Below are 21,550 nucleotides of genomic sequence, written 5' to 3'. Positions count from 1 at the left end.
GACGGGTATCACTCCGGCCTCAGCGCACTTCGACTCGGCCGCAACCCTGGCTTCTCTGATTGCTTCGCAGGAAAAACCTTTGATCTCTACAGCTAACATCACGATGCAGTTCGGCGCCAAGCCGCTTTTCGAAAACGTTTCGGTCAAGTTCGGCGCGGGCAACCGCTACGGCCTGATCGGCGCCAACGGCTGCGGCAAGTCGACCTTCATGAAAATCCTCGGTAGCGACCTCGATCCGTCCGGCGGCCAGGTTATGCTCGAGCCGAACGTGCGCCTGGGTAAATTGCGCCAGGATCAGTTCGCCTACGAAGAATTCACCGTGATCGACACCGTGATCATGGGTCACGAGGAGCTGTGGAAGGTCAAGGCCGAACGCGACCGCATCTACTCGCTGCCGGAAATGACCGAAGAAGACGGCATGGCCGTGGCCGAGCTGGAAACCGAGTTCGCCGAAATGGACGGCTACACCGCCGAATCCCGTGCCGGCGAGCTGTTGCTGGGCCTGGGTATCGGCATCGAGCAGCACTTCGGCCCGATGAGCGAAGTGTCCCCGGGCTGGAAACTGCGTGTATTGCTGGCTCAGGCGCTGTTTTCCGATCCTGAAGTGCTGTTGCTCGACGAACCGACCAACCACCTGGACATCAACACCATCCGCTGGCTGGAAAACGTGCTGACCCAGCGCTCCAGCCTGATGATCATCATCTCCCACGACCGTCACTTCCTGAACAGCGTGTGCACCCACATGGCTGACCTGGATTACGGCGAACTGCGCCTGTTCCCGGGCAACTACGACGAGTACATGACCGTGGCGACCCAGTCCCGCGAGCAGTTGCTGTCGGACAACGCCAAGAAGAAAGCGCAGATCTCGGAACTGCAATCGTTCGTCAGCCGCTTCTCGGCCAACGCCTCGAAAGCCAAGCAGGCAACCTCCCGCGCCAAGGCGATCGACAAGATCCAGCTGGCCGAGGTCAAGCCTTCGAGCCGCGTGAGCCCGTTCATCCGTTTCGAGCAGAACAAAAAGCTGCACCGTCAGGCGGTCATCGTCGAGCGCATGGCCAAAGGCTTCGACGGCAAGGAACTGTTCAAGGACTTCAGCTTCCAGGTTGAAGCGGGCGAGCGCGTAGCGATCATCGGCCCGAACGGCATTGGTAAAACCACCCTGCTGCGCACCCTGGTCAACGAACTGACCCCGGATGCCGGCAGCGTGAAGTGGACCGACGCGGCGGAGCTGGGCTACTACGCCCAGGACCACGCCCATGACTTCGAAGACGATGTCAGCCTGTTCGACTGGATGGGCCAATGGACCCAGGGCGAGCAGATGATTCGCGGCACCCTGGGCCGGATGCTGTTCTCCAACGACGAGATCCTCAAGTCGGTCAAGGTCATTTCCGGTGGTGAGCAAGGTCGCATGCTGTTCGGCAAGCTGATCCTGCAAAAGCCGAACGTGCTGGTGATGGACGAACCGACCAACCACCTGGACATGGAATCCATCGAGTCGCTCAACCTGGCGCTGGAAAACTACCCGGGCACGCTGATCTTCGTCAGCCACGACCGCGAGTTCGTGTCGTCTCTCGCTACCCGCATCATCGAGCTGAGCCCGAATGGCGTGACCGACTTCAGCGGCACCTATGACGATTACCTGCGTAGCCAGGGTGTGGTGTTTTAAGACCACCTCGCCGCATTTGTAGGAGCGAGCCTGCTCGCGATGGACGTCAACGATTACGCGTGCAACCTGAATGAACGCGTTATCCCGACGTTTTTCGCGAGCAGGCTCGCTCCTACAGTAAGGCTACAATCGAAAGATAGTTAGCCTGCTTTCTTTTATCCCGGCGCCGCGCCATGATGCAGTTCTCCCACCGCCGCCCGCGAACGAGCCCTCATGTCTGCGCAGCAACAGCCACCGCAAAGCTCCATGGCGATCACCCTGCAGATCGTTTCCATCGTTTTCTATACCTTTATTGCCTTCCTCTGCATCGGCCTGCCGATAGCGGTGTTGCCGGGCTATGTCCATGAACAGTTGGGGTTCAGTGCGGTCATCGCCGGGCTGACCATCGGCTCGCAATACCTCGCGACACTGCTCAGCCGGCCCATGGCCGGGCGGATGTCCGACACCATCGGCACCAAGCGCGCGATCGTCTACGGCCTGGCGGGTATTGTGCTGAGCGGCGCACTGACGCTGCTGTCGACCCTGCTGCAGGGCCTGCCGGTGGTGAGTTTGCTGATCCTGATCGCCGGTCGATTGCTGCTCGGGATCGCCCAGGGCCTGATCGGGGTCGGCACCATCAGCTGGTGCATGGGCCAGGTGGGTGCCGAACACACCGCGCGTTCGATTTCCTGGAACGGCATCGCGTCCTATGGCGCCATTGCCATCGGCGCGCCGCTGGGCGTGGTGATGGTCGATCAACTGGGCTTCGCCAGCCTCGGGATCGCCCTGTCGGTGCTGGCCGCCGTGGCACTGGTGTTGATCCGCAACAAACCTTCGGTACCGGTGGTGCGCGGTGAACGCCTGCCCTTTTGGGCGGTGTTCGGGCGCATTGCGCCTTTCGGGGCAAGCCTGAGCCTGGCGTCCATTGGCTACGGCACCCTCACCACCTTTATTACCCTGTATTACCTCAACCGCGGCTGGAGCGGCGCGGCGTATTGCCTGACGGTGTTCGGCGTGTGCTTCATTCTGGCGCGGCTGCTGTTCATTTCCAGCATCAGCCGCTTCGGCGGGTTCAGCTCGGCCATTGCCTGCATGACCCTCGAAACCGTCGGCCTGGGCTTGCTGTGGCTCGCGCCGTCGACGGGGTACGCCTTGATCGGCGCCGGCCTGACCGGCTTCGGCCTGTCGCTGGTGTATCCGGCGCTCGGCGTCGAGGCGATCAAGCAGGTGCCCAACGCTAGCCGTGGCGCGGGGTTGAGTGCTTATGCGGTGTTTTTCGATTTGGCGCTGGCGATTGCCGGGCCGTTGATGGGCGCCGTGGCTTTGAACCTGGGGTATTCGTGGATTTTCTTCTGTGCGGCGCTGTTGTCGGTGGGTGCGCTGGGGTTGACCTTGCTGCTCAAGCGCCGGGCCATGGCTTGATAGCCCCGTAGGAGCTGCCGAAGGCTGCGATCTTTTGACCTTGCCTTATCAAGCAAAAACAACAGATCGCAGCCTTCGGCAGCTCCTACCAGGGGCGAAGCCCTATTGATCGGCGGTCTGCATCCCGGCCCGGGTCGCTTTGCCCAGGGTATGGGCAAAGAACCGCCCGGCTTCGGAGATCAGGTTGCGGTGAATGTCTTCACGGTCGACGCCATCGGCATCGGTGCACAAGGCCGGCATGATGACGATTTGCTCGTCGTTGCACGGCGCCATGAACACAAAGTGCCCTGCCCCGGCCAACAGCTTGAAGTCCGGCGCCACAGGCAGTTTGCGCGCCAGTGCGGCGGCGTTCTTGTCAAACGGCACCAGCTTGTCGCCATCACCGCTGTAGAGCAGCACCGGGACATGCACGTCCGCCAGGGTATGGCGACCGAACTTCAGGCTCAGCGGCGCCATCAGCATCAGGGCATGGACCCGCGGATCGGCCACCGGCTGCAAATCATCACGATCGACGATCAGTTCGCCCTGGGTGTTGCAGGCATCGCGGTCGTCCGGGCGTTCCTGACAGTAACGGCGCAAGCGGTCGAGATCCGGCGTCGCTCCGGACAGTATCAGTGCCGTTTCCCCACCCGCCGAATAACCGATGACCCCGACCTGATCGGCATTGACGAACGGCGCCAGCATGCGGTCGCCCAGGGTCGCGGTAATGGCTTCGGAAATCTGGATCGGCCGCCCATAAAGGTTGCTCAAGGTGCCGAGACGGCTGTGGTCCCTGGAGTTGTCGCCGGGGTGAATCACCGCCACCACCACAAACCCCTTGCGCGCCAGGGACGTGGCCAGGTCATGCAGGGCCAGCGGGGTGCCGGTGTTGCCATGGGACAGCATCAGCATGGGAAAGCGGCCCATGGCGACTTTCGTGTCTTCGCCGGCCTCGACGGTGTAGCCCTCCAGCTTGCTGGAATGCTCTTTGTCGCTGGAAGGATAGAAAGCGATGGCCCGCATCGGTTGCAAGTCGAGCGGGTCGAGGAAGCTCATCTCGTGGTAGCCGACGCTCCAGTGAGGATGGGGCGCAGGGGCGGCGTGCACCGGATTCAGGCTGCTGAACAGGCAAATCAGTAAGGTTGCACAAAGACGCATCATGGGATGCCCCACCTTGTTACCGGATCGAAGACGTTTCCCCTCGACTGCATAACCCGGGCCACCATTTTACAAAACTTGTAATGGCCAGAAACAAAAAACTCCGTACCTGACCCTTGCGTGATCAGAATACAGAGTTTTTTGGGTATTGACTGCGTCGTTTGACGACTTTACGCAAGCCTTACGCGGCGGCGAACAATTGCTCGCTGATTTGCGCCTGGGCATCGCTCATGGCCTTAGTGCGCACTTCGTCACCGTAAGCCAGGCCGTGGGCGCGGACGAATTCGATGTCGGTGATGCCGATGAAGCCGAACAGCACCTTCAAGTACTCTTCGTGGGCAACGCCGGTTGCCTGGCCGGCGTGCAGACCGCCGGAAGTCGACACGATCACCACTTTCTTGCCGCCGCACAGGCCTTCAGGGCCGGCTTCGGTGTAACGGAAGGTCTGACCGGCCACCGCGATGCGGTCGATCCAGGCTTTCAATTGGGTCGGGATGGTGAAGTTGTACATCGGTGCTGCAATCACCACTGCATCGGCGGCGAGGAACTCGGCCAGGGTCGTGGCGCTCAAGTCGGCTTCGTGCTGTTGGGCGGCGTCGCGCAATTCAGCGGTCGTGCCGGCGGCCACCAGGGTGGTCGAAGAGAAGTGGCTGATGGCATCGGCGGCCAGGTCGCGGTAGGTCACCACGGCGGTCGGCTCGGCGGTTTGCCAGGCTTTGACCACTTCGCTGCTCAGCAGGCGGGATGCCGAGTTGTCACCAAGAATGCTCGAATCGATATGCAGCAGTTTCATGTGGGATCTCCAGGTGAGGATCGCCGCCAGGGCGATCTGATGGGAACAATCCTACAGGCGAAACCAATAGCTGATTAGACTGCAACAATGCGATAGTTTGTCCCACTGATAGAACGATTGAGAGCACGCTCATGCAAGACCTTAACGACCTCTATTACTTCGCCAAAGTCGTGGAGGCCGGCGGCTTCGCGGCGGCCGGGCGTTTGCTGGGGATTCCCAAGTCGCGATTGTCGCGTCGCATCGCCGAACTGGAAGAGCGCCTGGGTGCGCGCTTGCTGCAACGCACCACCCGCCAGCTCAAGCTGACGGCCGTGGGCGAGCGCTACCTGCGGCACTGCCAGGCCATGTTACTGGAGGCGGAAATGGCCGACGAAGCCGTGGCCAGCATGTCGAGCGAGCCGCGCGGGCGGTTGCGGGTGTCCTCCCCTGTCGGCCTGGCCCACGAAATGCTGCCCGGGGTGATCAGCAACTTCCTGGAGAAGTACCCGCAAGTGCAACTGGAGGTGATGCTGGTCAATCGCCGCGTCGATCTGGTGACCGAGGGCGTCGACGTCGCCCTGCGCGTGCGCGAACCGGGCGATGAAGACCCGTTGCTGGTGACCCGCCGTCTGCGTCAGGCGCAGATGCTGGTGGTGGCCAGCCCCGCGTTCCTGCACGGCCAGCACATCCATCATCCGGACGACCTGAAAAGCCTGCCGGTACTGGGCGCCCTGGAACCCGATCGCATGGTCCACATCCGCCTCGTCGATGGCCAGGGCAAACACTACGATCTGTCCCTGGAGGCACGCCTGGGCATCGACGATTTCATCGTGCGCAAGACCTGCGCCCTCGCCGGCCAGGGCTTCACGACGCTACCCATGATGTATTGCGAGCAGGAATTGGCCAACGGCTCGCTCGTGCAATTGTTGCCCGAATGGTCGCTGCCCGGGGGCTGGCTGCAAGCGGTGTATCCGCATCGACGCGGCGTGATGCCTGCCGTGCGCGCCTGGCTCGACCATCTGATCGAAACATTCAATGCCTGCGGGGATCGTTTGATATGAAGGCCGGACGTATGAGTGAAACCGAGGTGGCCGCGTTTTGCCTGGCGCTGCCCGGTGCACGGGAAGACTACAAGTGGGGTGGCGTGCGGGTGTTCTCGGTGGCCGGGAACAAGATGTTCGCCTTGCAGAACCTGCGGGGCGACTCTTTGGCGTTCAAGGTCGACAAGGATCTGTTTCTCGGTCACTGCGACCGTCCGGGCATTCACCCGGCGCCTTATCTGGCGCGGGCCCAGTGGATCATCATGGCGACCCCCTACCCGCTCGGCGCCCGGGAGCTGCAAGGTTTGTTGCAGCGCTCCCATCAACTGGTGGTCAGCAAGTTGCCCAAGCGTACGCAAGTCGGGTTGTTGTTGTAGGAGGCATCGTCAGAACCAGGCCAGCAGGTTCGCCCCCAGGAACAGCATGTCGATCCAGAACACCTGGTGCAGCAGCACGATCAGCCAGAACAGCAGTTGAAACGAAACCTTGCGCGTCTTGTGCCGAAACACCTGCTGTGCCAGCAAGGCGCCCGGCCAGCCGCCGGCGAACTCCAGCGCGTGCAGGACGTTTTCCGGGGTGCGCCAATGGTCGGCGCGCGCCTTGCGCTTGTCGCGCCAGTACAACAGGAACGCCAGTACACTGACGATGCCGTAGGCCGCCAGGGGAATCAGCGACACCCCTCGCAGCCACAACGACAGCGAACCGAACAACGGCAGCGCGCACAGCAGTCCAAATACCAACAGCTTCAAGCGAAGGTGGCGGATATCTCCCCCGGAGTTGCGCCCGGGGTTGTTGCGCGCACTGGCATCGTTCATGGCTTGACGGCGGTCCAGTCGACCCAGCCAAACAGCCAGGTCGCCAGGATGAGCAGGCCGAACGCAATGCGATACCAGGCGAACACCGCGTAGCTGTGGCTGGCGATGAACTTGAGCAAGCCCTTGACCGCAATCATCGCGAAGATGAAGGCCGTGACGAAGCCGACCGCGAACACCGGAAAATCGGACGGCACGAACAGCTCGCGGTATTTGTAGCCCGAGTAGACCGCTGCGCCGACCATGGTCGGCATGGCCAGGAAGAACGAGAACTCGGTGGCGGTCTTGCGCGACAGCCCGAACAACAGGCCGCCGATGATCGTTGCACCGGAGCGCGAAGTCCCCGGAATCATCGCCAGGCATTGGGCGAAGCCCACCTTCAGGGCATCTTTCCAGTTGATGTCATCCACCGTTTCGGCATGCACCTCGTGTTGCCGCTGTTCGGCCCACAACATGACGATGCCGCCCACGACCAGCGCCGTCGCCACCGTGATCGCGTTGAACAGGTAGTGGTGAATCAGGTCGGCGAAAATCACCCCCAGGACCACGGCCGGCAAAAACGCAATCAGCAGGTTGGCGGTAAAACGCCGCGCGCTGGGCTGGGTCGGCAAGCCGACGACCACGTCGAAAATCTTGCGGCGAAACTCCCACACCACCGCCAGGATCGCCCCCAGCTGGATAATGATGTTGAAAGCCATGGCGCGCTCGCCACCGAATTCCAACAGGTCAGCGACCACAATCTGGTGCCCGGTACTGGAAATGGGCAAAAACTCCGTCAACCCCTCTACAACCCCAAGAATCAATGCCTGAAAGGCAGTCCAAAGATCCATCAATCCCCCAAAGGCTCTGCATCGAAACAGGCCCCGTTAGTATTTTTCAAAACGTTCAGCGTAGTCGAAAACTCGCGCGCACAAGATACCCGCCAGCCACGGAAAACTCCGTGAAACTTTAATTTGTATTCAGGTTTTTCCGCGCGGGGCCGAAATCCTATCAGACAAGCCTGAATAGCGCTGCCGCGTTATCGGGCCCGGCAGGATGCTGGCGAGCATTAAATACAAAAACAAGAAATGGGAGCATCGCGTTATGAACAGCTTGCGCAATATGTCGATCAGCCGGCGTTTGTGGCTCATCTTGATCGTGGCCGTCATGATGCTGCTGACCCTGGGCCTGCTGATGCTCAAGCAGATCCACGACGACCTGCTGCACGCCAAGGTGCAGAAAACCCAACACGTCGTGCAGACCGCCAGTGGCATCCTCGGTTATTACCACGACCTGGAGATCGCCGGCACCCTCAGCCGTGACGCGGCGCAGAAGCAGGCCATGACGGCGGTTCGCGGCTTGCGTTACGACCAGAACGATTACTTCTGGATCAATGACCTGACCCCCGTGATGGTCATGCACCCGGCCAACCCGAAACTCGACGGTCAAAACCTCTCGGCGATCCGCGACCCGGACGGGTTTCAGGTGTTCAACGAAATGGTCGCCGTCGCCAAATCCAAAGGCGCCGGTGTCGTCAACTATCGCTGGCCGAAGCCGGGTGCCGACGCCCCGGTCGAAAAGACCTCCTACGTGAAACTGTTCGAACCCTGGGGCTGGGTGATCGGTTCGGGCGTCTACATCGATGACATGCAGGCCGAGTTCTATGGCCAGGTCTGGAAAGCATCCTCCATCGGCCTGGCCATTGCCCTGGTCATGGGGCTGCTGGTATTCGTGATTGCCCGCAGCATCGCCCAGCCCCTGCGCGAGACCGTGAACGCCATGGCCAACATTGCCAGCGGCGAGAGCGACCTGACCCGCAGCCTCGATACCCATGGCCAGGATGAAGTGACGCAACTGGCGCGTCACTTCAACGCCTTCACCGCCAAACTGCGACTGGTCATCGGTGAGCTCCAGGTGTCCGCCAGCGCGCTCGGCCAGTCCTCCAGCGAACTGGGCAACGACGCCACCCAGGCCCAGCAGCGCAGTCAACAACAGTCGCAACAGATGGAACTGGTGGCCACGGCTATTAATGAAGTGACCTATGGCGTGCAGGACGTGGCGAAGAACGCCGAACAAGCCGCCAGCGAAATGCGCGATGCCGAGGCGCAGGCGCAGCAGGGCCAAATCAATATCGACGGCAGCCTGAAGCAGATCGATACGCTGTCGGGCACCATCGACCAGGCCGTGGACGTGATCCGCACGCTGGCTGCCGAAAGCACCCAGATCGGCAGTGTGCTGGAAGTGATCCGTTCCATTGCCGAGCAGACCAATCTGCTGGCCCTCAACGCCGCGATCGAGGCGGCACGGGCCGGTGAACAAGGCCGCGGCTTTGCGGTGGTGGCCGATGAAGTGCGCCTGCTGGCCCAGCGCACCCAGAAGTCCACGGCAGAAATTCAGTCGATGATCGAACGTCTGCAGAACCACTCCGAGGCAGCGGTCAAGGTCATTGGCGACAGCAGCCGGGCCTCGCAACTCACCATTGAACAGGCCGGCCTGGCCGGAGCCAGCCTGGATGCCATCAGCCAGGCATTGCGCAACCTCAATGGGCTCAATACATCGATCGCCAGCGCGACCCTGCAACAGGCGCATGTGGTCGAGGACATCAACCAGAATGTCACCCAGGCCGCCGGGCTCTCCCACAGCACCGCATTGGCAGCGGAACAGTCCAGCGCGGCGAGCCTGCGGCTCAAGGGGCTGAGTGAGCAGTTGAACGGATTGCTCAAACAGTTCCGCGTTTAATCAATGCAGGAGCGAGCGCTGCTCGCTCCTGCAGGGTATGGCGTACACCTTGCCTGAGGGTACAATCCGCCCCCTCTTCGATTTCTCCAAGGAACCCCCATGTCCGGGCTTGAACTGTTGGCCGCCATCCTCGGCGTCATTGCCGTCTGGTTGACCGTCAAACAGAACCCCTGGTGCTGGCCGATCGGCCTGGTCATGGTGCTGATCTACAGCTGGATCTTCTTCGAAGTGAAGCTGTATTCGGACATGCTGTTGCAGGTGATCTACGCCGCGTTGCAGCTTTATGGCTGGTGGCAGTGGACCCGCGCGGGCCAGGCCCATCAGGGGCGCGAGGTCAGCCGGCTGGACGCACAGGCGGTGGCGTCAGGGCTGGCCCTGGGCGCGATCGGCAGCCTGTTGCTGGGCGCCGGCATGGCGCACTGGACCGACGCCGCCCAGCCCTGGCTCGACGCAGCCCTCACGGCCTTCAGCCTGGTCGCACAATGGTGGATGGCGCAAAAACGCCTGCAGTGCTGGCCGCTGTGGATTGTCCTGGACTGTGTTTTCGTCGGCCTGTTCCTGTACAAGTCGATGTACCTGACAGCCGCCCTGTATGGCCTGTTCACCCTGCTGGCCATTCAAGGCTGGCGAACATGGCGCAGCGATCCGGTGCTGTGCCGATGAAGGTTCTGGTCCTGGCGGGGCCGGAATCGAGCGGCAAAAGCTGGCTATCGAACGAGATATACGCCAATTTTGGCGGCATATTGGTCGATGAGTACGTTCGGCATTTCATCGACAGCAAAGCGCGTGAAACCCGCTATGATGACATTTCTTCCATAGCACATGGCCAGCTGGCTTGGGAGGATGAGGCACGCGCCAGGCAACCTTCACTGTTGATTCTCGATACTCACCTGTTGAGCAATATCCTGTGGAGTCGCACGTTATTTGGTGATTGCCCGAGGTGGATCGAGCAAGCCTTGCTGGCCCGGCACTACGATCTGCATTTGTTGCTGAGCCCTGACACCGTGGCCTGGCATGACGACGGTCAACGTTGCCAACCGCAATTGGCGCAACGCCAGGCGTTTTTCCAGGCCAGCCGCCAGTGGCTTGACCTGCACCGCCAGCCCTACCAGGTGTTGGACGGTGACTGGCAACAGCGAAAGGACGCGGCATTCGAGGCTGTGACACGCTTGCTCAACGCCTGACAGGGAGCACCTTTGCTGGCAAATATGTCCATTCCTGAAACACTCCCCCCTGCGCAAACCCGCGAGCTAAGGCGCTTCGGACCATTCAACCCAAAAATGTTAAGCCACTGATACAACCTGCCTGGCGAGCCCCCTGACGAGCACTGCTGCCCGTCTGGACCGCGGTTTTGAGCGACCCTGTCTCAGTGGCGTTACAAAATTTTTTGACCTGCGCGACAATAAAAAACCAACCCACTGATTTTCAAAGGAAATCAAAAATCGGCACACCTTCTGCTTTGTCCCTTGTATCGCTGATAAGGGCCAGCGTACCAATACAGAAGGAATTGCCGCCGTGGGGACATTCAATAAAAATTTTTATACCCTCCTGCTGATCGGATGCGCACTGGGCTCAACCGTATGCCTGCCAGTTCAGGCCGAAAACGGCATCATCGTCATCCTGCGTGATGTCCAGACGCGCAACGCCACGCGTGCGCCGGTCATTCCCGACCCGAATCCCACCACCGCCAATGCCAACCCGTCCAACTATGTCCTCGGGGCAACGAACGAGTTGAGCGACGGCGACTTTGCCAATGTCGCCAGTGGCGCGGGTATCTCCAGCCTGGTCAACCAGGGCACCAACAACAACCTGACCGGCAACATCACCAACCAGACCCAACTTTCCAACCTCCCTGCCGGACGTTCGGGAAACTCGGGCAACGGTATTGCCAACATGGTCAATTCAAACGTCCAGCGCGGAATGGGCGCTCTGAATATCCTGACCGGAGACCGTTAAGATGAATCGTACGCTGCTGATGATCGCCATGTTTTGCAGTGCATCGACCTTTGCCCAATCTCCCGTCACCAATAACGCCGACATCGACAACTCGGGCATGCAGTACCAGGGCAACCTCGCGGTCAACCAGGCGGCGGGCGATCTGCAGCAGCAGGCCAACGCCCGGGCCATCGCCAGTGGCACCCACGCTGTAGCCACCACACAGATTCGACAACGGTTACGTACGCAGGTCGACCCCGGGATTGATGCGAGCGCGAGCATTGGCGGCGCGTCCTTCAGCCGTGGCAACGGCGCACTGGGCGTCAACCAGAGTTCAGGCGCCAGTAACCAGCAAGCCAACGCACTGCGTATCAACATCAGTACGCAGCCGCAAAGTATCGACGACAGCGTCCTCATGCAACAGAACGTGGCGCTGCTCAACAACTCCGATCCAACCGACTCTGCACCAGGCTATCGCCAGGTCACTACCAGTGACCAGGCCTTCACCGGTAGCCGCGGGGTGATTCAGTTGAATCAGAGCGCCGGGGTGGGAAACCGCATGGCTAACACCCTGAGCGTACGGGTCGTGGATTGACCCAAAAGGTAATAACAACACTTAACCTAAAATAAGTACGGAGAATCACCATGAAACCTTCGATGGCATTAAAGCCTCTGGTTTTCGCAATTGCTGCGGTCATGGCTGTTGCTGTACAAGCTGCAAACGAAAGGGGCGGCCATGGGAATGGCCACAACAACAATGGTCACCATAATGGCAACCAGCACACTCCTCCACCTACAAAGATCCCTGTTTACGCGACTGCCAATGCTTGGGATAACCAAAGCAGTACCAACAACCGCATCCGTAACGAAGGGACTCAAAACGAAGCAGAGATGAGCAGCTCTGCCACTGGCACCAGCGGCAACGTGGGCGTCAACGTGGCGGCAGGCGCAGGCAACCAACAAGACAACGCGGCTGCCATCGCCAATGCTGCCTCAGACTCCAGTCTGGATAACAGCTTCGTGTTCGGCACTGCCTCCGCTACTGCTAGCGTGCGGCAGTACAGCAACAACAACCGGGTCGACAACTACGGCAGCACCAACTCGGCCAATATGAGCGGATCGGGTAACAGCGGTAGCGGCAACATGGGGATCAACATTGCTGGCGGCGACCTGAACCAGCAGAAAAACACCATGGCCATTGCCAATACCAATGCGCCACTTGGTAATGCAACAGCCACCGCTTCTGCCGATCAAAACGGCCCTGGCCTTGTTGTGAACAACAACGCCGATCGTACTTATCGCGTGGATACACTGACCGTCACCAAATCGGCCAGCGGCAGTTCCAACTACGATAAGACTGTCTCGGCCAGCGGAAGCAAAAGCTCTTCCTCCAGCTTCGAAGTCAGTGGATCGAAAAGCTTTGATGCAAGCGGCTCTAGCAACTGGGAAAAAGCAGGTTCCTCCAGTGCTTCTCTGACCGCTTCGCTGGACGCTACGCTGGAAGCGGCGGCTGATGCATCCAGGACTGTTAGTTGGGATTATGGCCGTCACAACAACGGCGAACGTACTGATTCCTCCGAAGCCAACCTGAACGCATCGCTCAATGCGACCCTTGATATCGATGTTGAAAAATCGTACGAAAAATCCGGCAGCAAGTCGTTCGATAAATCGTTCGAATCCTCGTTCGAAAAATCGGGCAGCAAGTCGCACGAGTCTGAGTACGACAAAACCAAAACCTACAGTGAGAGCAGTTCGTTTGATCTGAGTAACACCTACTCTTATCAAGTGCTGACTCCTACTGGCTGGGCCAACCCTGTGACCAACACTGCAACCCTGAGCGGTTCGGTGAATGGCGGCAGCGGCAACCTGGGCGTCAACGTAGCGGCCGGTGTGGGCAACCAACAAAGCAACTCGTTGGCCATCTCCAACAACTCGTTCTAACGGCTGTCTCTGGGAGGCCCCCGCAAGGGGGCCTTTTTCAACACTTCCAGGGGGCGTCCCACCATGCGCATTATCGCCTTGGCATTCCTGCTTTGCGTGGCCAGTGTGATCGAGGCTGCACAGTTGCCGCTTTCCATCCTTCCGGGTGGCGCGGTGGTGTACAAGCCGATCCAGAGTGTGCGCGAGCGTAAGTTTGCCGACCTGGTGCAGCAGAAAACCGATTTCAGTTGCGGCGCGGCTGCGCTGGCAACCGTATTGCGTCAGGCCTATTGGCTGGACGTCAATGAAGAACAGATCATCGAAGGGATGCTGGCACATTCCGATCAGGATCTCGTCCGCGTCCAGGGCTTCTCCATGCTCGACATGAAACGCTATGTCGAAAGTATCGGCATGCGAGCCCGTGGTTATCGGGTTGCGACGGAAACGTTGAACGACATCAAGATTCCGGTTGTGGTGCTCATGGATATCCGTGGGTACAAACATTTCGTGGTCATGCAAAGGGTCCATAACGGCTGGGTGTACATCGGAGATCCGGTACTCGGCCATAAACGCTTCAAGGTCGAAGACTTTGTCAAAGGCTGGAACGGCATCATCTTTGCCGTCATCGGCCAGGGCTACGACAAGAACAATGCGCTGCTCGACCCGCCTATGCCCCTGACCGCCAGGAACCGCGTCAACGCGTTCAGCCCGGTGCAAGACGCAGAGTTGATGGACTTCGGATTTATCCAAAGCGACTTCTTCTAATAACAAGGGAGCATGACGCTCCGGGAGCATCTCATGAAGACTCCAACCTGGCTGGTCGTTGTTTGCATGACCGCCAGCCTGCCGATTCAAGCACAGAGTTTCAAACCCATCGAACTGAAGGATCAGGAATTGGCGACCCTGCGAGGCCGTTTCGTCATGCCGGGCCGCATTATCAGCTTCGGCATTGCCATGACCAGCACCTGGGAAAATGCCAAAGGTGAAGTGATCGGGGCAACGTCCTCGATGCAAATCCAGCAATCGACCATCAAGCCACAGTTCTATGTGTCGATGATCGACAACGATAAAGGTTCTCGCTCCTCGCGTTCGCAAGGCGCGGCCACTGGCACCGGCACCGTCACCGGCGGGAGCGGCCTCAATACCACCGAAGGCGTCACCCAAGTCGTGCGTGCGGCGGGCGACAACAACACGGCCTACAACAACGTTGATATCAACGTCAGCAAGGCTAACCAGGCGCCGGCAATACGACAGGAAGGTCAGGCATTGACCTCGGGTTCGACGCTGAGCGGCGCCAACGGCGCCGGCTCGATGAGCATTTCCTCGACGGGTACGGGTGTGCAACTCAACATCGTGGCCAACAACAACCAAGGCAATACCGTACAACGCCTGGCCCAGGGTGGGCTGATGCAGAACACGACATTGCTAGGCAGCAGCAACCAGGTCCGCAACCTCACGTCCTTCAATGTCGTGCTGCGTGACAACGTGACGGCACCCGGGTCTTACAGCGGCAACCTGGACCAGCTCAAAGGTCTTCGCAATAACGGATTCTGATCTACGCTCAGTCTCATCAGAAGTAGTCAGAAGGGACGGCTAACCCATGCACCGATCGTTAACGTTCAGAGCTATCGTTTGTTTAAGTAGCCTGGCCCCGGCAACAATGCTCTACGCGGCAGCGGATCCCCAGGTTGAAGCACTAAAACAAGAACTCATGGAGTTGAAACAGCGTTACGAAGCACAGCAGAACGCACTGATGGTACTCGAACAACGCGTTCGCCAAGTTGAAGAAACACCCGCCACACCGGCTCCCAAACGCCTGACCAAATCCCCTGCTGAAACGCCCAAGGGAGGTCAGGCGGTGGCCGCCGGTGCCCCCGGAACCACCGGCAGTTCATACGGGCAGTCGCTCAAGGATGACTCGGAACCGGCACAGAGCGTGTCCAACCTGTACGACGAAGCCAGTGGGTTCTTCGGCGGCGGCAAGTTCAGCGTCGAAACCGGCCTGACCTACACCCACTACGATACCCGTGCACTGACCCTCAACGGCTTCCTCGCACTGGACTCGATTTTTCTCGGCAACATCAACCTCGACCGCATCAAGGCCGACAACTGGACACTGGACCTGACCGCTCGCTACAACCTGGCGCAGCGCTGGCAGTTCGACATTAACGTGCCCGTGGTCTATCGCGAATCGACGTACTCCTCCGGTGGCGCCGGCGGCGCAGGACCAGTGACGTCGGACGCTACCGTCACCCGCGACCCGACCATTGGCGACGTCAACGTGGGCGTTGCCTACAAATTCCTCGATGAGTCGGTCAACCTGCCCGACGCGGTCGCTACCTTGCGCGTCAAGGCGCCGACCGGCAAGGACCCTTACGGCATCAAGCTGGTCAATGACCCTGGCAACGATAACCTCTCGGTGCCCGAGGACTTGCCGACCGGCAATGGCGTCTGGTCGATCACCCCGGGTCTCTCGCTGGTGAAGACTTTCGACCCGGCAGTGCTGTTCGGCAGTCTGTCCTATACCTACAACATGGAGGACTCTTTCAGCGACATCAGCCCTCAGGTCGGCTCCAAGGTCAAAGGCGACGTGAAGCTGGGCGACTCGTGGCAAGTCGGCGCCGGTATTGCATTCGCCTTGAACGAGAAGATGAGTATGTCGTTCTCCTTTACCGACCAGTTCGCCCGCAAGAGCAAGATCAAACCGGACGGTGGCGATTGGCAATCGATCTCCAACAGCGATTACAACGCCGCCAACTTCAACATCGGCATGACCCTGGCCGCCACCGACAACCTGACGATCGTGCCCAACCTGGCCATCGGCCTGACCGAAGACTCGCCTGACTTTTCCTTCAGCCTGAAATTCCCGTACTACTTCTGATCCGCCACCCACAAAAAACCCGCTGCGATGCAAACCGCAGCGGGTTTTTTACTCCTGTAGGAGCGAGCCTGCTCGCGATGGATTTGAGGACGCCGCGGGGTTTCAGGTTTCCCGTGTCATCGTTAACGACCATCGCGAGCAGGCTCACTCCTACAAAAGAGTGGTTTTAACGAATCTGATGCTTGTGCAACAACCGGTAGAAGGTAGGCCGGGAGATCCCCAGCACCTTGGCGGCAATGCTCAAATTATCGCTGTGGCGGTTCAGCACATCGCACAACGCCTGGCGTTCGGCCCGGTGCTTGTACTCTTCCAGCGTGCCCATCGGCGGGGCAATGCTCTGATGACTGATCAGCCCCAGGTCTCGCGCTTCGATCTGCCGGCCTTCAGCCAGTACCAAACCGCGACGTACCCGGTTGGCCAGCTCGCGAACGTTGCCCGGCCAGTCATGCTTGCCCATGGCAATCAAGGCGTCTTCGCTGAAGCTGCGCGGACGACGGCCGGTTTCATGGCTGTAGAAATGGGAAAAGTGGTTGGCCAGCATCGACAGGTCGCCATTGCGCTCACGCAGGGGCGAGGTCGCGACCTGCAACACGTTCAGGCGATAGTACAAATCTTCGCGAAAACGTTTTTTCTCGATCGCGGCTTCGAGGTCGACATGGGTCGCGGCCAACACCCGTACATCCACGGGAATCGGCTGACTGCCACCCACCCGTTCGATGTGTTTTTCCTGGAGGAAACGCAACAGATTGGCCTGCAGTTCCAGGGGCAGATCACCAATCTCGTCGAGAAAGAGTGTGCCGCCGTTGGCCGCTTCGATGCGCCCCACCTTGCGTTGGTGAGCGCCGGTGAAGGCACCCTTCTCGTGACCAAACAGTTCGGACTGGATCAGGTGCTCGGGAATCGCGCCGCAATTGATCGCCACGAAGGATTTACTGTGACGCTGGGACTGTCGGTGCAGCGTGCGGGCCACCAGTTCTTTGCCTGTTCCGCTTTCGCCGCGAATCAACACCGGCGACTCGGTGGGTGCCAGCTTGCTCAATAACTTGCGCAATTCGCGTATGGGCTTGCTGTCGCCCAGCAGTTCGTGCTCGGGCTGATCGATATGGACCGTGCCCTGCCCGCGCAGGCGCGCCATGCCAAAGGCCCGGCCCAGTGTGACCTGGACCCGGGACACGTCGAACGGCAAGGTATGGAAGTCGAAAAACCATTCACAGACGAAGTCCCCGACATTCTGCAGGCGCAGCACTTCCTGGTTGAGCACGGCGATCCACTCGGTGCCGCTGCGGCTGATCAGTTCCTTGACGGCATCCGGGCGCTCCAGGTGAAAAGGCTGCAGGCGCAACAGGCCCACATCACAGGATCGGTCGGCGGCGTTTTCCAGCGAACAGCTGTCAACATCCCAACCCACGGAGCGTAATCCCGGCAATACACGACGGCAGTCGTCACAGGGATCAACCACTAATAGACGTCGCAAGGCAGGCGCTTCGCTCATGATGATTCCTTGGCGCCAAATTATAGGAAATTTTATTAAAAACAGTCATTTGGCGGACCTGGCTGTAACATTAGCAAGAATTTGACGGGGCCTTGTATCGTTTGACTATAGCGTTGCCATGTAAATAGTTATAAGAAAGGGCATTGTTAGTTACCTAACGACTCTTACCTTTCAATCAGCTTTCAAAACATGGCCTTACGACAGGCATTTGAAAGAAAGCTGAAATTTCTTTTGTTAATGTGTGACCCGAACCCCGGTTGCGGGCATCAGTACAAGTAACTGCCGAACGGTAAGCCCAACTGTCGGCACATCACTTGATTGGGCCTATTGAGAGAACATCCTATGAACGCCCCGCTCCGTATCAACGAAGCTCTTTTGATTGCCGACCGCGCATTCAAGCCTTTCCAATGCGTGGCCTGGGCGCCACAGGACGGCAACGGCGAACTCAGCCTGACTGTCATCGACCGCACCAACAACAGTATAGGCCGCCAGCAGATCCCGAGCAGCGCCTACACCGACCCGCAACAGCTTGAGCGCCTGCTTGAACAGGCCCGCGAAGCGTTGAGCAAGGAAGGCTACACACTGCAATCGTGGTCGATGCCGCACTGATCTTTTTGCGGATTACTCCGGAGTAATCCGCACCCTTCCCCTGTCGTTAGTTGTTGTGGTTTTTAACGGCTCATTGAACTTTCGATACAGCTAACTTGAACTTGTACAAGCCTGAATTCTTTGCAGGCTTGGCAATGGTTCGAAAAGACACTGTTGTGGCACACAACGACGCACCACCTGTTAGTTCTGTCAGTTGTGCATCCCGGCATTCAGGGATTGAATGTTCTTCTTATATAGTCGCCATCCCCACTTCTGGACCAGGACGACTCGCAAGGAGACGCGTGCATGTCAACCCAGTCCGTTTTGAGCTTCCCGACCCCTTTCACTCGCCACGGGACACTCGACCCCACCTTCGCCACCCACGGCAAAACCCAGGTGTACTTCGCCAGCAGCCTCTCCAGCATCACCAATGGCGTCGCCATTGATTCGCACGGCCGCCTGCTGGTAGCGGCGAAGGTGGGAATGGCGGGTGGCAGCCGCTTTGGCCTGGCTCGCCTGCTGGCGGATGGCTCGGCAGATCTCTCGTTCGGCAATCAAGGCAGCGTCATCGGGCAATTCGAGCCGGGCTTCGAAGCCATGGCCGGCAAGGTTCACGTGCTGCCCGACGGGCACATTCTGCTCACCGGCCTGCACTATGAAAATGCCCATCGCACCCTCCCCGCTGTCGCGCTGTTCGATCCGCAAGGGCGTCCCGCGCAGCGGTTTGGCGACAATGGGCGGTGTGTCGTGCGCTTGCCCGGCAACTTGTCCCACGGGGTTCGCGACGCCTGGTTGCCGCCCGGGGTGCCAGGGGCCGAAGCCTGTGACGCCGGGGTCCAGGCAGACGGTCGAATCGTGCTGATCGCCAATCATCATTTCGAACTGGCCGATCATGCCGGCATGCTCATCCGGCTGGACACTGACGGCACGCTGGACAGCACCTTCAATGGCCGCGGGTTCGTGGTCGTCAGGCACTTGCTGATGAACACTTGGCTCAACTGCGTGCGGGTGCAACACGACGGCCGGATCCTGGTGGGCGGCTCGATCAACTTCCCGGAGGAAGGCTTGCTGGCCCGTTATAACGCCGATGGCACCCTCGACGATCGTTTTGCCGTGGATGGCTTCATGACCTTCAAGGCCCAGGGGCAAAGTGCCCATGTCAGCCAGATCGTCCAGCAGGACAACGGCGACTTGCAGTGTTTCGGCAGCAGCCGTGATCCGATGCGCTGCCTGTCCCTGAAACTCCACGGCAACGGGCGCCCGGTCATGCATTGCCATGGCGGACAAGCCCGGTTGCTCGACATCGGCCGCAGCGGCTGCCAGTGGACCGCGGCCCAGACGCAAGCAGACGGCAGCGTGGTCACGGTCGGCGCAACCATTGGCGGCGTCGAGGCCGACTTTATCCTGGGTCGCTACCTGACTGACGGACAACTCGATCATGCACTTGGCGACGGTGAAGGGTGGATTCGCACGCGACTGGGTCGCAGTCTCGATACCGCCACTTCAGTGGTCGTCCAGGCCGATGGAAATATAGTGGTGGGGGGTTATTCGCTGGACGGAAACTATCACGCGGTGGTTGCACGCTATTTGGCCTGATTCAACTTGTTATAACTGCGCTTGATCTTCGCTTTCGCTTACGGCAACTTGCGCGCTTCTTAAAACAAGGAGTAGCCGATGTCCGGTTCCATGGCCCAGGCGTTCGCGCATAACTTTCTCGGCAACTCACCGCGCTGGTACAAGATCTGTATTGTCGGTTTTCTGGTACTCAATGCCCTGGTGCTGTGGACCGTCGGTCCCGTCGCGGCAGGTTGGCTGCTGGTGCTGGAATTCATTTTCACCCTGGCCATGGCCCTCAAGTGCTATCCGCTGATGCCCGGCGGCCTGTTGCTGGTCGAAGCGCTGTTGCTGAAAATGACCACGCCCCAGGCGCTGTATGACGAACTGGTGCACAACTTTCCGGTGATTCTGCTGCTGATGTTCATGGTGGCCGGCATCTACTTCATGAAAGACCTGCTGCTGTTTCTATTCTCGCGCCTGCTGCTGGGCGTGCGCTCCAAGGCCATGCTGGCGTTGATGTTCTGCTTTTTGTCGGCGTTTCTGTCGGCATTTCTCGATGCCTTGACCGTGACTGCGGTGATCATCAGTGCCGCCGTCGGCTTTTACTCGGTGTATCACCGTGTGGCCTCGGGCAGCGATCCACGACAGGACAGCGCGTTCAGCGATGACCAGCACCTGACCAAGCTCCATCACGAAGACCTCGATCAATTTCGTGCCTTCCTGCGCAGCCTGCTGATGCACGGTGCCGTGGGTACCGCGCTGGGTGGCGTCTGTACGCTGGTGGGCGAGCCACAAAACCTGTTGATCGGCCATGAAATGGGCTGGCACTTCGCCGAATTCTTCCTGAAAATCGCCCCGGTTTCGCTGCCGGTCCTGGTGGCGGGCCTGGTGACGTGTGTGCTGCTGGAGAAACTGCGCTGGTTTGGCTACGGCAACCTGCTGCCGGACAACGTGCGCGCCGTGCTCGGCGAATACGCCGCCCAGGACAACGCCGAACGGACCGCACGCCAGCGGGCAGCGCTGATCGTCCAGGGGCTGGCGGCGCTGGTGCTGATTGCCGGGCTGGCCTTTCATGTGGCGGAGGTGGGTTTGATCGGCTTGATGGTGATTGTGCTGATCACGGCCTTCACCGGGATCACCGACGAACACCGTCTCGGCGCCGCATTCAAGGACGCGATGCCGTTCACCGCCCTGCTGGTTGTGTTTTTTGCCGTGGTGGCGGTGATCCACGACCAGCAACTGTTCACGCCGCTGATCCAGTGGGTACTGGCCCTGCCGACCGATCAGCAACCGGGCATGCTGTTCATTGCCAACGGCCTGCTCTCGGCCATCAGCGACAACGTGTTCGTGGCGACGATCTACATCACCGAAGTGAAACAGGCCTTCCTGTCCGGGCACATGAGTCGCGAGCACTTCGAGACGCTGGCCATCGCCATCAACACCGGCACCAACCTGCCGAGCGTGGCCACGCCCAACGGCCAGGCCGCGTTCCTGTTTTTGCTGACCTCGGCGATTGCCCCGCTGATCCGCCTGTCCTACGGGCGCATGGTGTGGATGGCGCTGCCGTATACGGTGGTGATGGGGGTGCTGGGCTGGTACGCGGTCAGTTACTGGCTGTAAAGACAAACCCA

General features: G+C 59.7%; 21 protein-coding genes and 1 pseudogene. 17 read left to right on the top strand and 5 right to left on the bottom strand.

The annotated features are described in order from the left end of the window. Nucleotides 1-79: 79 nt before the first annotated feature. Nucleotides 80-1,666 (top strand): ABC-F family ATPase, encoded by a 1,587-nt coding sequence (locus F8N66_RS04615; RefSeq protein WP_150769044.1) that lies wholly within the window; start codon nt 80-82, stop codon nt 1,664-1,666. A 213-nt stretch (nt 1,667-1,879) separates the two neighbouring features. Next, nucleotides 1,880-3,067 carry an MFS transporter gene (locus tag F8N66_RS04610; RefSeq protein ID WP_150769043.1) on the top strand — a complete coding sequence of 396 codons (1,188 nt, stop codon included), beginning with the start codon at nt 1,880-1,882 and terminating at the stop codon, nt 3,065-3,067. A gap of 102 nt (nt 3,068-3,169) precedes the next feature. Here F8N66_RS04610 and F8N66_RS04605 read toward each other — a convergent pair whose 3' ends face one another. After that, nucleotides 3,170-4,207, bottom strand: a complete 1,038-nt coding sequence (locus F8N66_RS04605; protein WP_150769042.1) for an alpha/beta hydrolase family protein — start codon at nt 4,205-4,207, stop codon at nt 3,170-3,172. A gap of 178 nt (nt 4,208-4,385) precedes the next feature. Next, on the bottom strand, nt 4,386-4,997 hold the full coding sequence (locus tag F8N66_RS04600; protein WP_150769041.1) for an FMN-dependent NADH-azoreductase: 612 nt from the start codon (nt 4,995-4,997) through the stop codon (nt 4,386-4,388). 131 nt (nt 4,998-5,128) lie between these two features. Between F8N66_RS04600 and F8N66_RS04595 the strand changes: the two genes are divergently transcribed. After that, nucleotides 5,129-6,037: a LysR substrate-binding domain-containing protein gene (locus F8N66_RS04595; protein WP_150769040.1), complete on the top strand. Its 909-nt coding sequence runs from the start codon at nt 5,129-5,131 to the stop codon at nt 6,035-6,037. Then, nucleotides 6,034-6,393 carry an MmcQ/YjbR family DNA-binding protein gene (locus tag F8N66_RS04590; protein ID WP_150769039.1) on the top strand — a complete coding sequence of 120 codons (360 nt, stop codon included), beginning with the start codon at nt 6,034-6,036 and terminating at the stop codon, nt 6,391-6,393. Before F8N66_RS04595 ends, F8N66_RS04590 begins: the two co-directional genes overlap by 4 nt. A 9-nt stretch (nt 6,394-6,402) precedes the next feature. On the opposite strand, the gene F8N66_RS04585 is transcribed toward F8N66_RS04590, so the two are convergent. Further along, the gene (locus F8N66_RS04585; protein WP_150769038.1) at nt 6,403-6,831 is read right to left on the bottom strand and encodes a DUF1294 domain-containing protein; all 429 of its coding nucleotides are present in this window, start codon (nt 6,829-6,831) and stop codon (nt 6,403-6,405) included. After that, a complete protein-coding gene (locus F8N66_RS04580; protein WP_150769037.1) occupies nt 6,828-7,658 on the bottom strand; it encodes an undecaprenyl-diphosphate phosphatase in 831 nt (276 codons plus the stop codon). Before F8N66_RS04580 ends, F8N66_RS04585 begins: the two co-directional genes overlap by 4 nt. 205 nt (nt 7,659-7,863) lie before the next feature. On the opposite strand from F8N66_RS04580, the pseudogene F8N66_RS32065 reads away from it, so the two are divergent. From F8N66_RS32065 to F8N66_RS04535, 10 genes and pseudogenes are all read left to right on the top strand, one after another. Next, a pseudogene (locus F8N66_RS32065) lies at nt 7,864-8,640 on the top strand (cache domain-containing protein); the annotation flags it as partial. Between the two features lie 171 nt (nt 8,641-8,811). Beyond that, nucleotides 8,812-9,546 carry a methyl-accepting chemotaxis protein gene (locus F8N66_RS32060; protein WP_412070718.1) on the top strand — a complete coding sequence of 245 codons (735 nt, stop codon included), beginning with the start codon at nt 8,812-8,814 and terminating at the stop codon, nt 9,544-9,546. A gap of 99 nt (nt 9,547-9,645) precedes the next feature. Beyond that, the gene (gene pnuC, locus F8N66_RS04570; protein ID WP_150769035.1) at nt 9,646-10,209 is read left to right on the top strand and encodes a nicotinamide riboside transporter PnuC; all 564 of its coding nucleotides are present in this window, start codon (nt 9,646-9,648) and stop codon (nt 10,207-10,209) included. Then, the gene (locus F8N66_RS04565) at nt 10,206-10,730 is read left to right on the top strand and encodes an AAA family ATPase (protein ID WP_150769226.1); all 525 of its coding nucleotides are present in this window, start codon (nt 10,206-10,208) and stop codon (nt 10,728-10,730) included. The genes pnuC and F8N66_RS04565 overlap by 4 nt, the downstream gene beginning before the upstream one ends. Before the next feature lie 331 nt (nt 10,731-11,061). Continuing rightward, nucleotides 11,062-11,502, top strand: coding sequence for a hypothetical protein (locus F8N66_RS04560; protein WP_150769034.1), 441 nt, complete (start codon nt 11,062-11,064; stop codon nt 11,500-11,502). 1 nt (nt 11,503) lies between these two features. Beyond that, the gene (locus F8N66_RS04555) at nt 11,504-12,076 is read left to right on the top strand and encodes an adhesin (RefSeq protein ID WP_150769033.1); all 573 of its coding nucleotides are present in this window, start codon (nt 11,504-11,506) and stop codon (nt 12,074-12,076) included. Nucleotides 12,077-12,126: 50 nt separating this feature from the next. Further along, a complete protein-coding gene (locus F8N66_RS04550) occupies nt 12,127-13,422 on the top strand; it encodes a heme utilization protein (protein ID WP_150769032.1) in 1,296 nt (431 codons plus the stop codon). A gap of 63 nt (nt 13,423-13,485) precedes the next feature. After that, the gene (locus F8N66_RS04545) at nt 13,486-14,166 is read left to right on the top strand and encodes a C39 family peptidase (protein ID WP_150769031.1); all 681 of its coding nucleotides are present in this window, start codon (nt 13,486-13,488) and stop codon (nt 14,164-14,166) included. A 33-nt stretch (nt 14,167-14,199) separates the two neighbouring features. Beyond that, a complete protein-coding gene (locus F8N66_RS04540; RefSeq protein ID WP_150769030.1) occupies nt 14,200-14,955 on the top strand; it encodes a hypothetical protein in 756 nt (251 codons plus the stop codon). Between the two features lie 46 nt (nt 14,956-15,001). Beyond that, complete coding sequence (locus F8N66_RS04535; RefSeq protein ID WP_150769029.1) at nt 15,002-16,282, top strand: transporter; 1,281 nt, start codon at nt 15,002-15,004, stop codon at nt 16,280-16,282. A 166-nt stretch (nt 16,283-16,448) separates the two neighbouring features. Here F8N66_RS04535 and F8N66_RS04530 read toward each other — a convergent pair whose 3' ends face one another. After that, a complete protein-coding gene (locus F8N66_RS04530) occupies nt 16,449-17,774 on the bottom strand; it encodes a sigma-54 dependent transcriptional regulator (protein WP_150769028.1) in 1,326 nt (441 codons plus the stop codon). Between the two features lie 342 nt (nt 17,775-18,116). Between F8N66_RS04530 and F8N66_RS04525 the strand changes: the two genes are divergently transcribed. The 3 genes from F8N66_RS04525 to nhaB all read left to right on the top strand — a co-directional run bounded on the left by F8N66_RS04525 (nt 18,117) and on the right by nhaB (nt 21,539). Continuing rightward, nucleotides 18,117-18,383, top strand: a complete 267-nt coding sequence (locus F8N66_RS04525) for a hypothetical protein (protein ID WP_150769027.1) — start codon at nt 18,117-18,119, stop codon at nt 18,381-18,383. 285 nt (nt 18,384-18,668) lie between these two features. After that, nucleotides 18,669-19,958 (top strand): hypothetical protein, encoded by a 1,290-nt coding sequence (locus F8N66_RS04520; RefSeq protein WP_150769026.1) that lies wholly within the window; start codon nt 18,669-18,671, stop codon nt 19,956-19,958. Between the two features lie 78 nt (nt 19,959-20,036). Beyond that, the gene (gene nhaB, locus F8N66_RS04515) at nt 20,037-21,539 is read left to right on the top strand and encodes a sodium/proton antiporter NhaB (protein ID WP_150769025.1); all 1,503 of its coding nucleotides are present in this window, start codon (nt 20,037-20,039) and stop codon (nt 21,537-21,539) included. Nucleotides 21,540-21,550: the final 11 nt, after the last annotated feature.

Origin of the sequence: Pseudomonas fluorescens (assembly GCF_902498195.1) — a bacterium.
Classification (GTDB): domain Bacteria; phylum Pseudomonadota; class Gammaproteobacteria; order Pseudomonadales; family Pseudomonadaceae; genus Aquipseudomonas; species Aquipseudomonas fluorescens_BU.
Note: the sequence above shows the minus strand (reverse complement) of the source record. Positions and strands in the feature narration are given on the sequence as shown.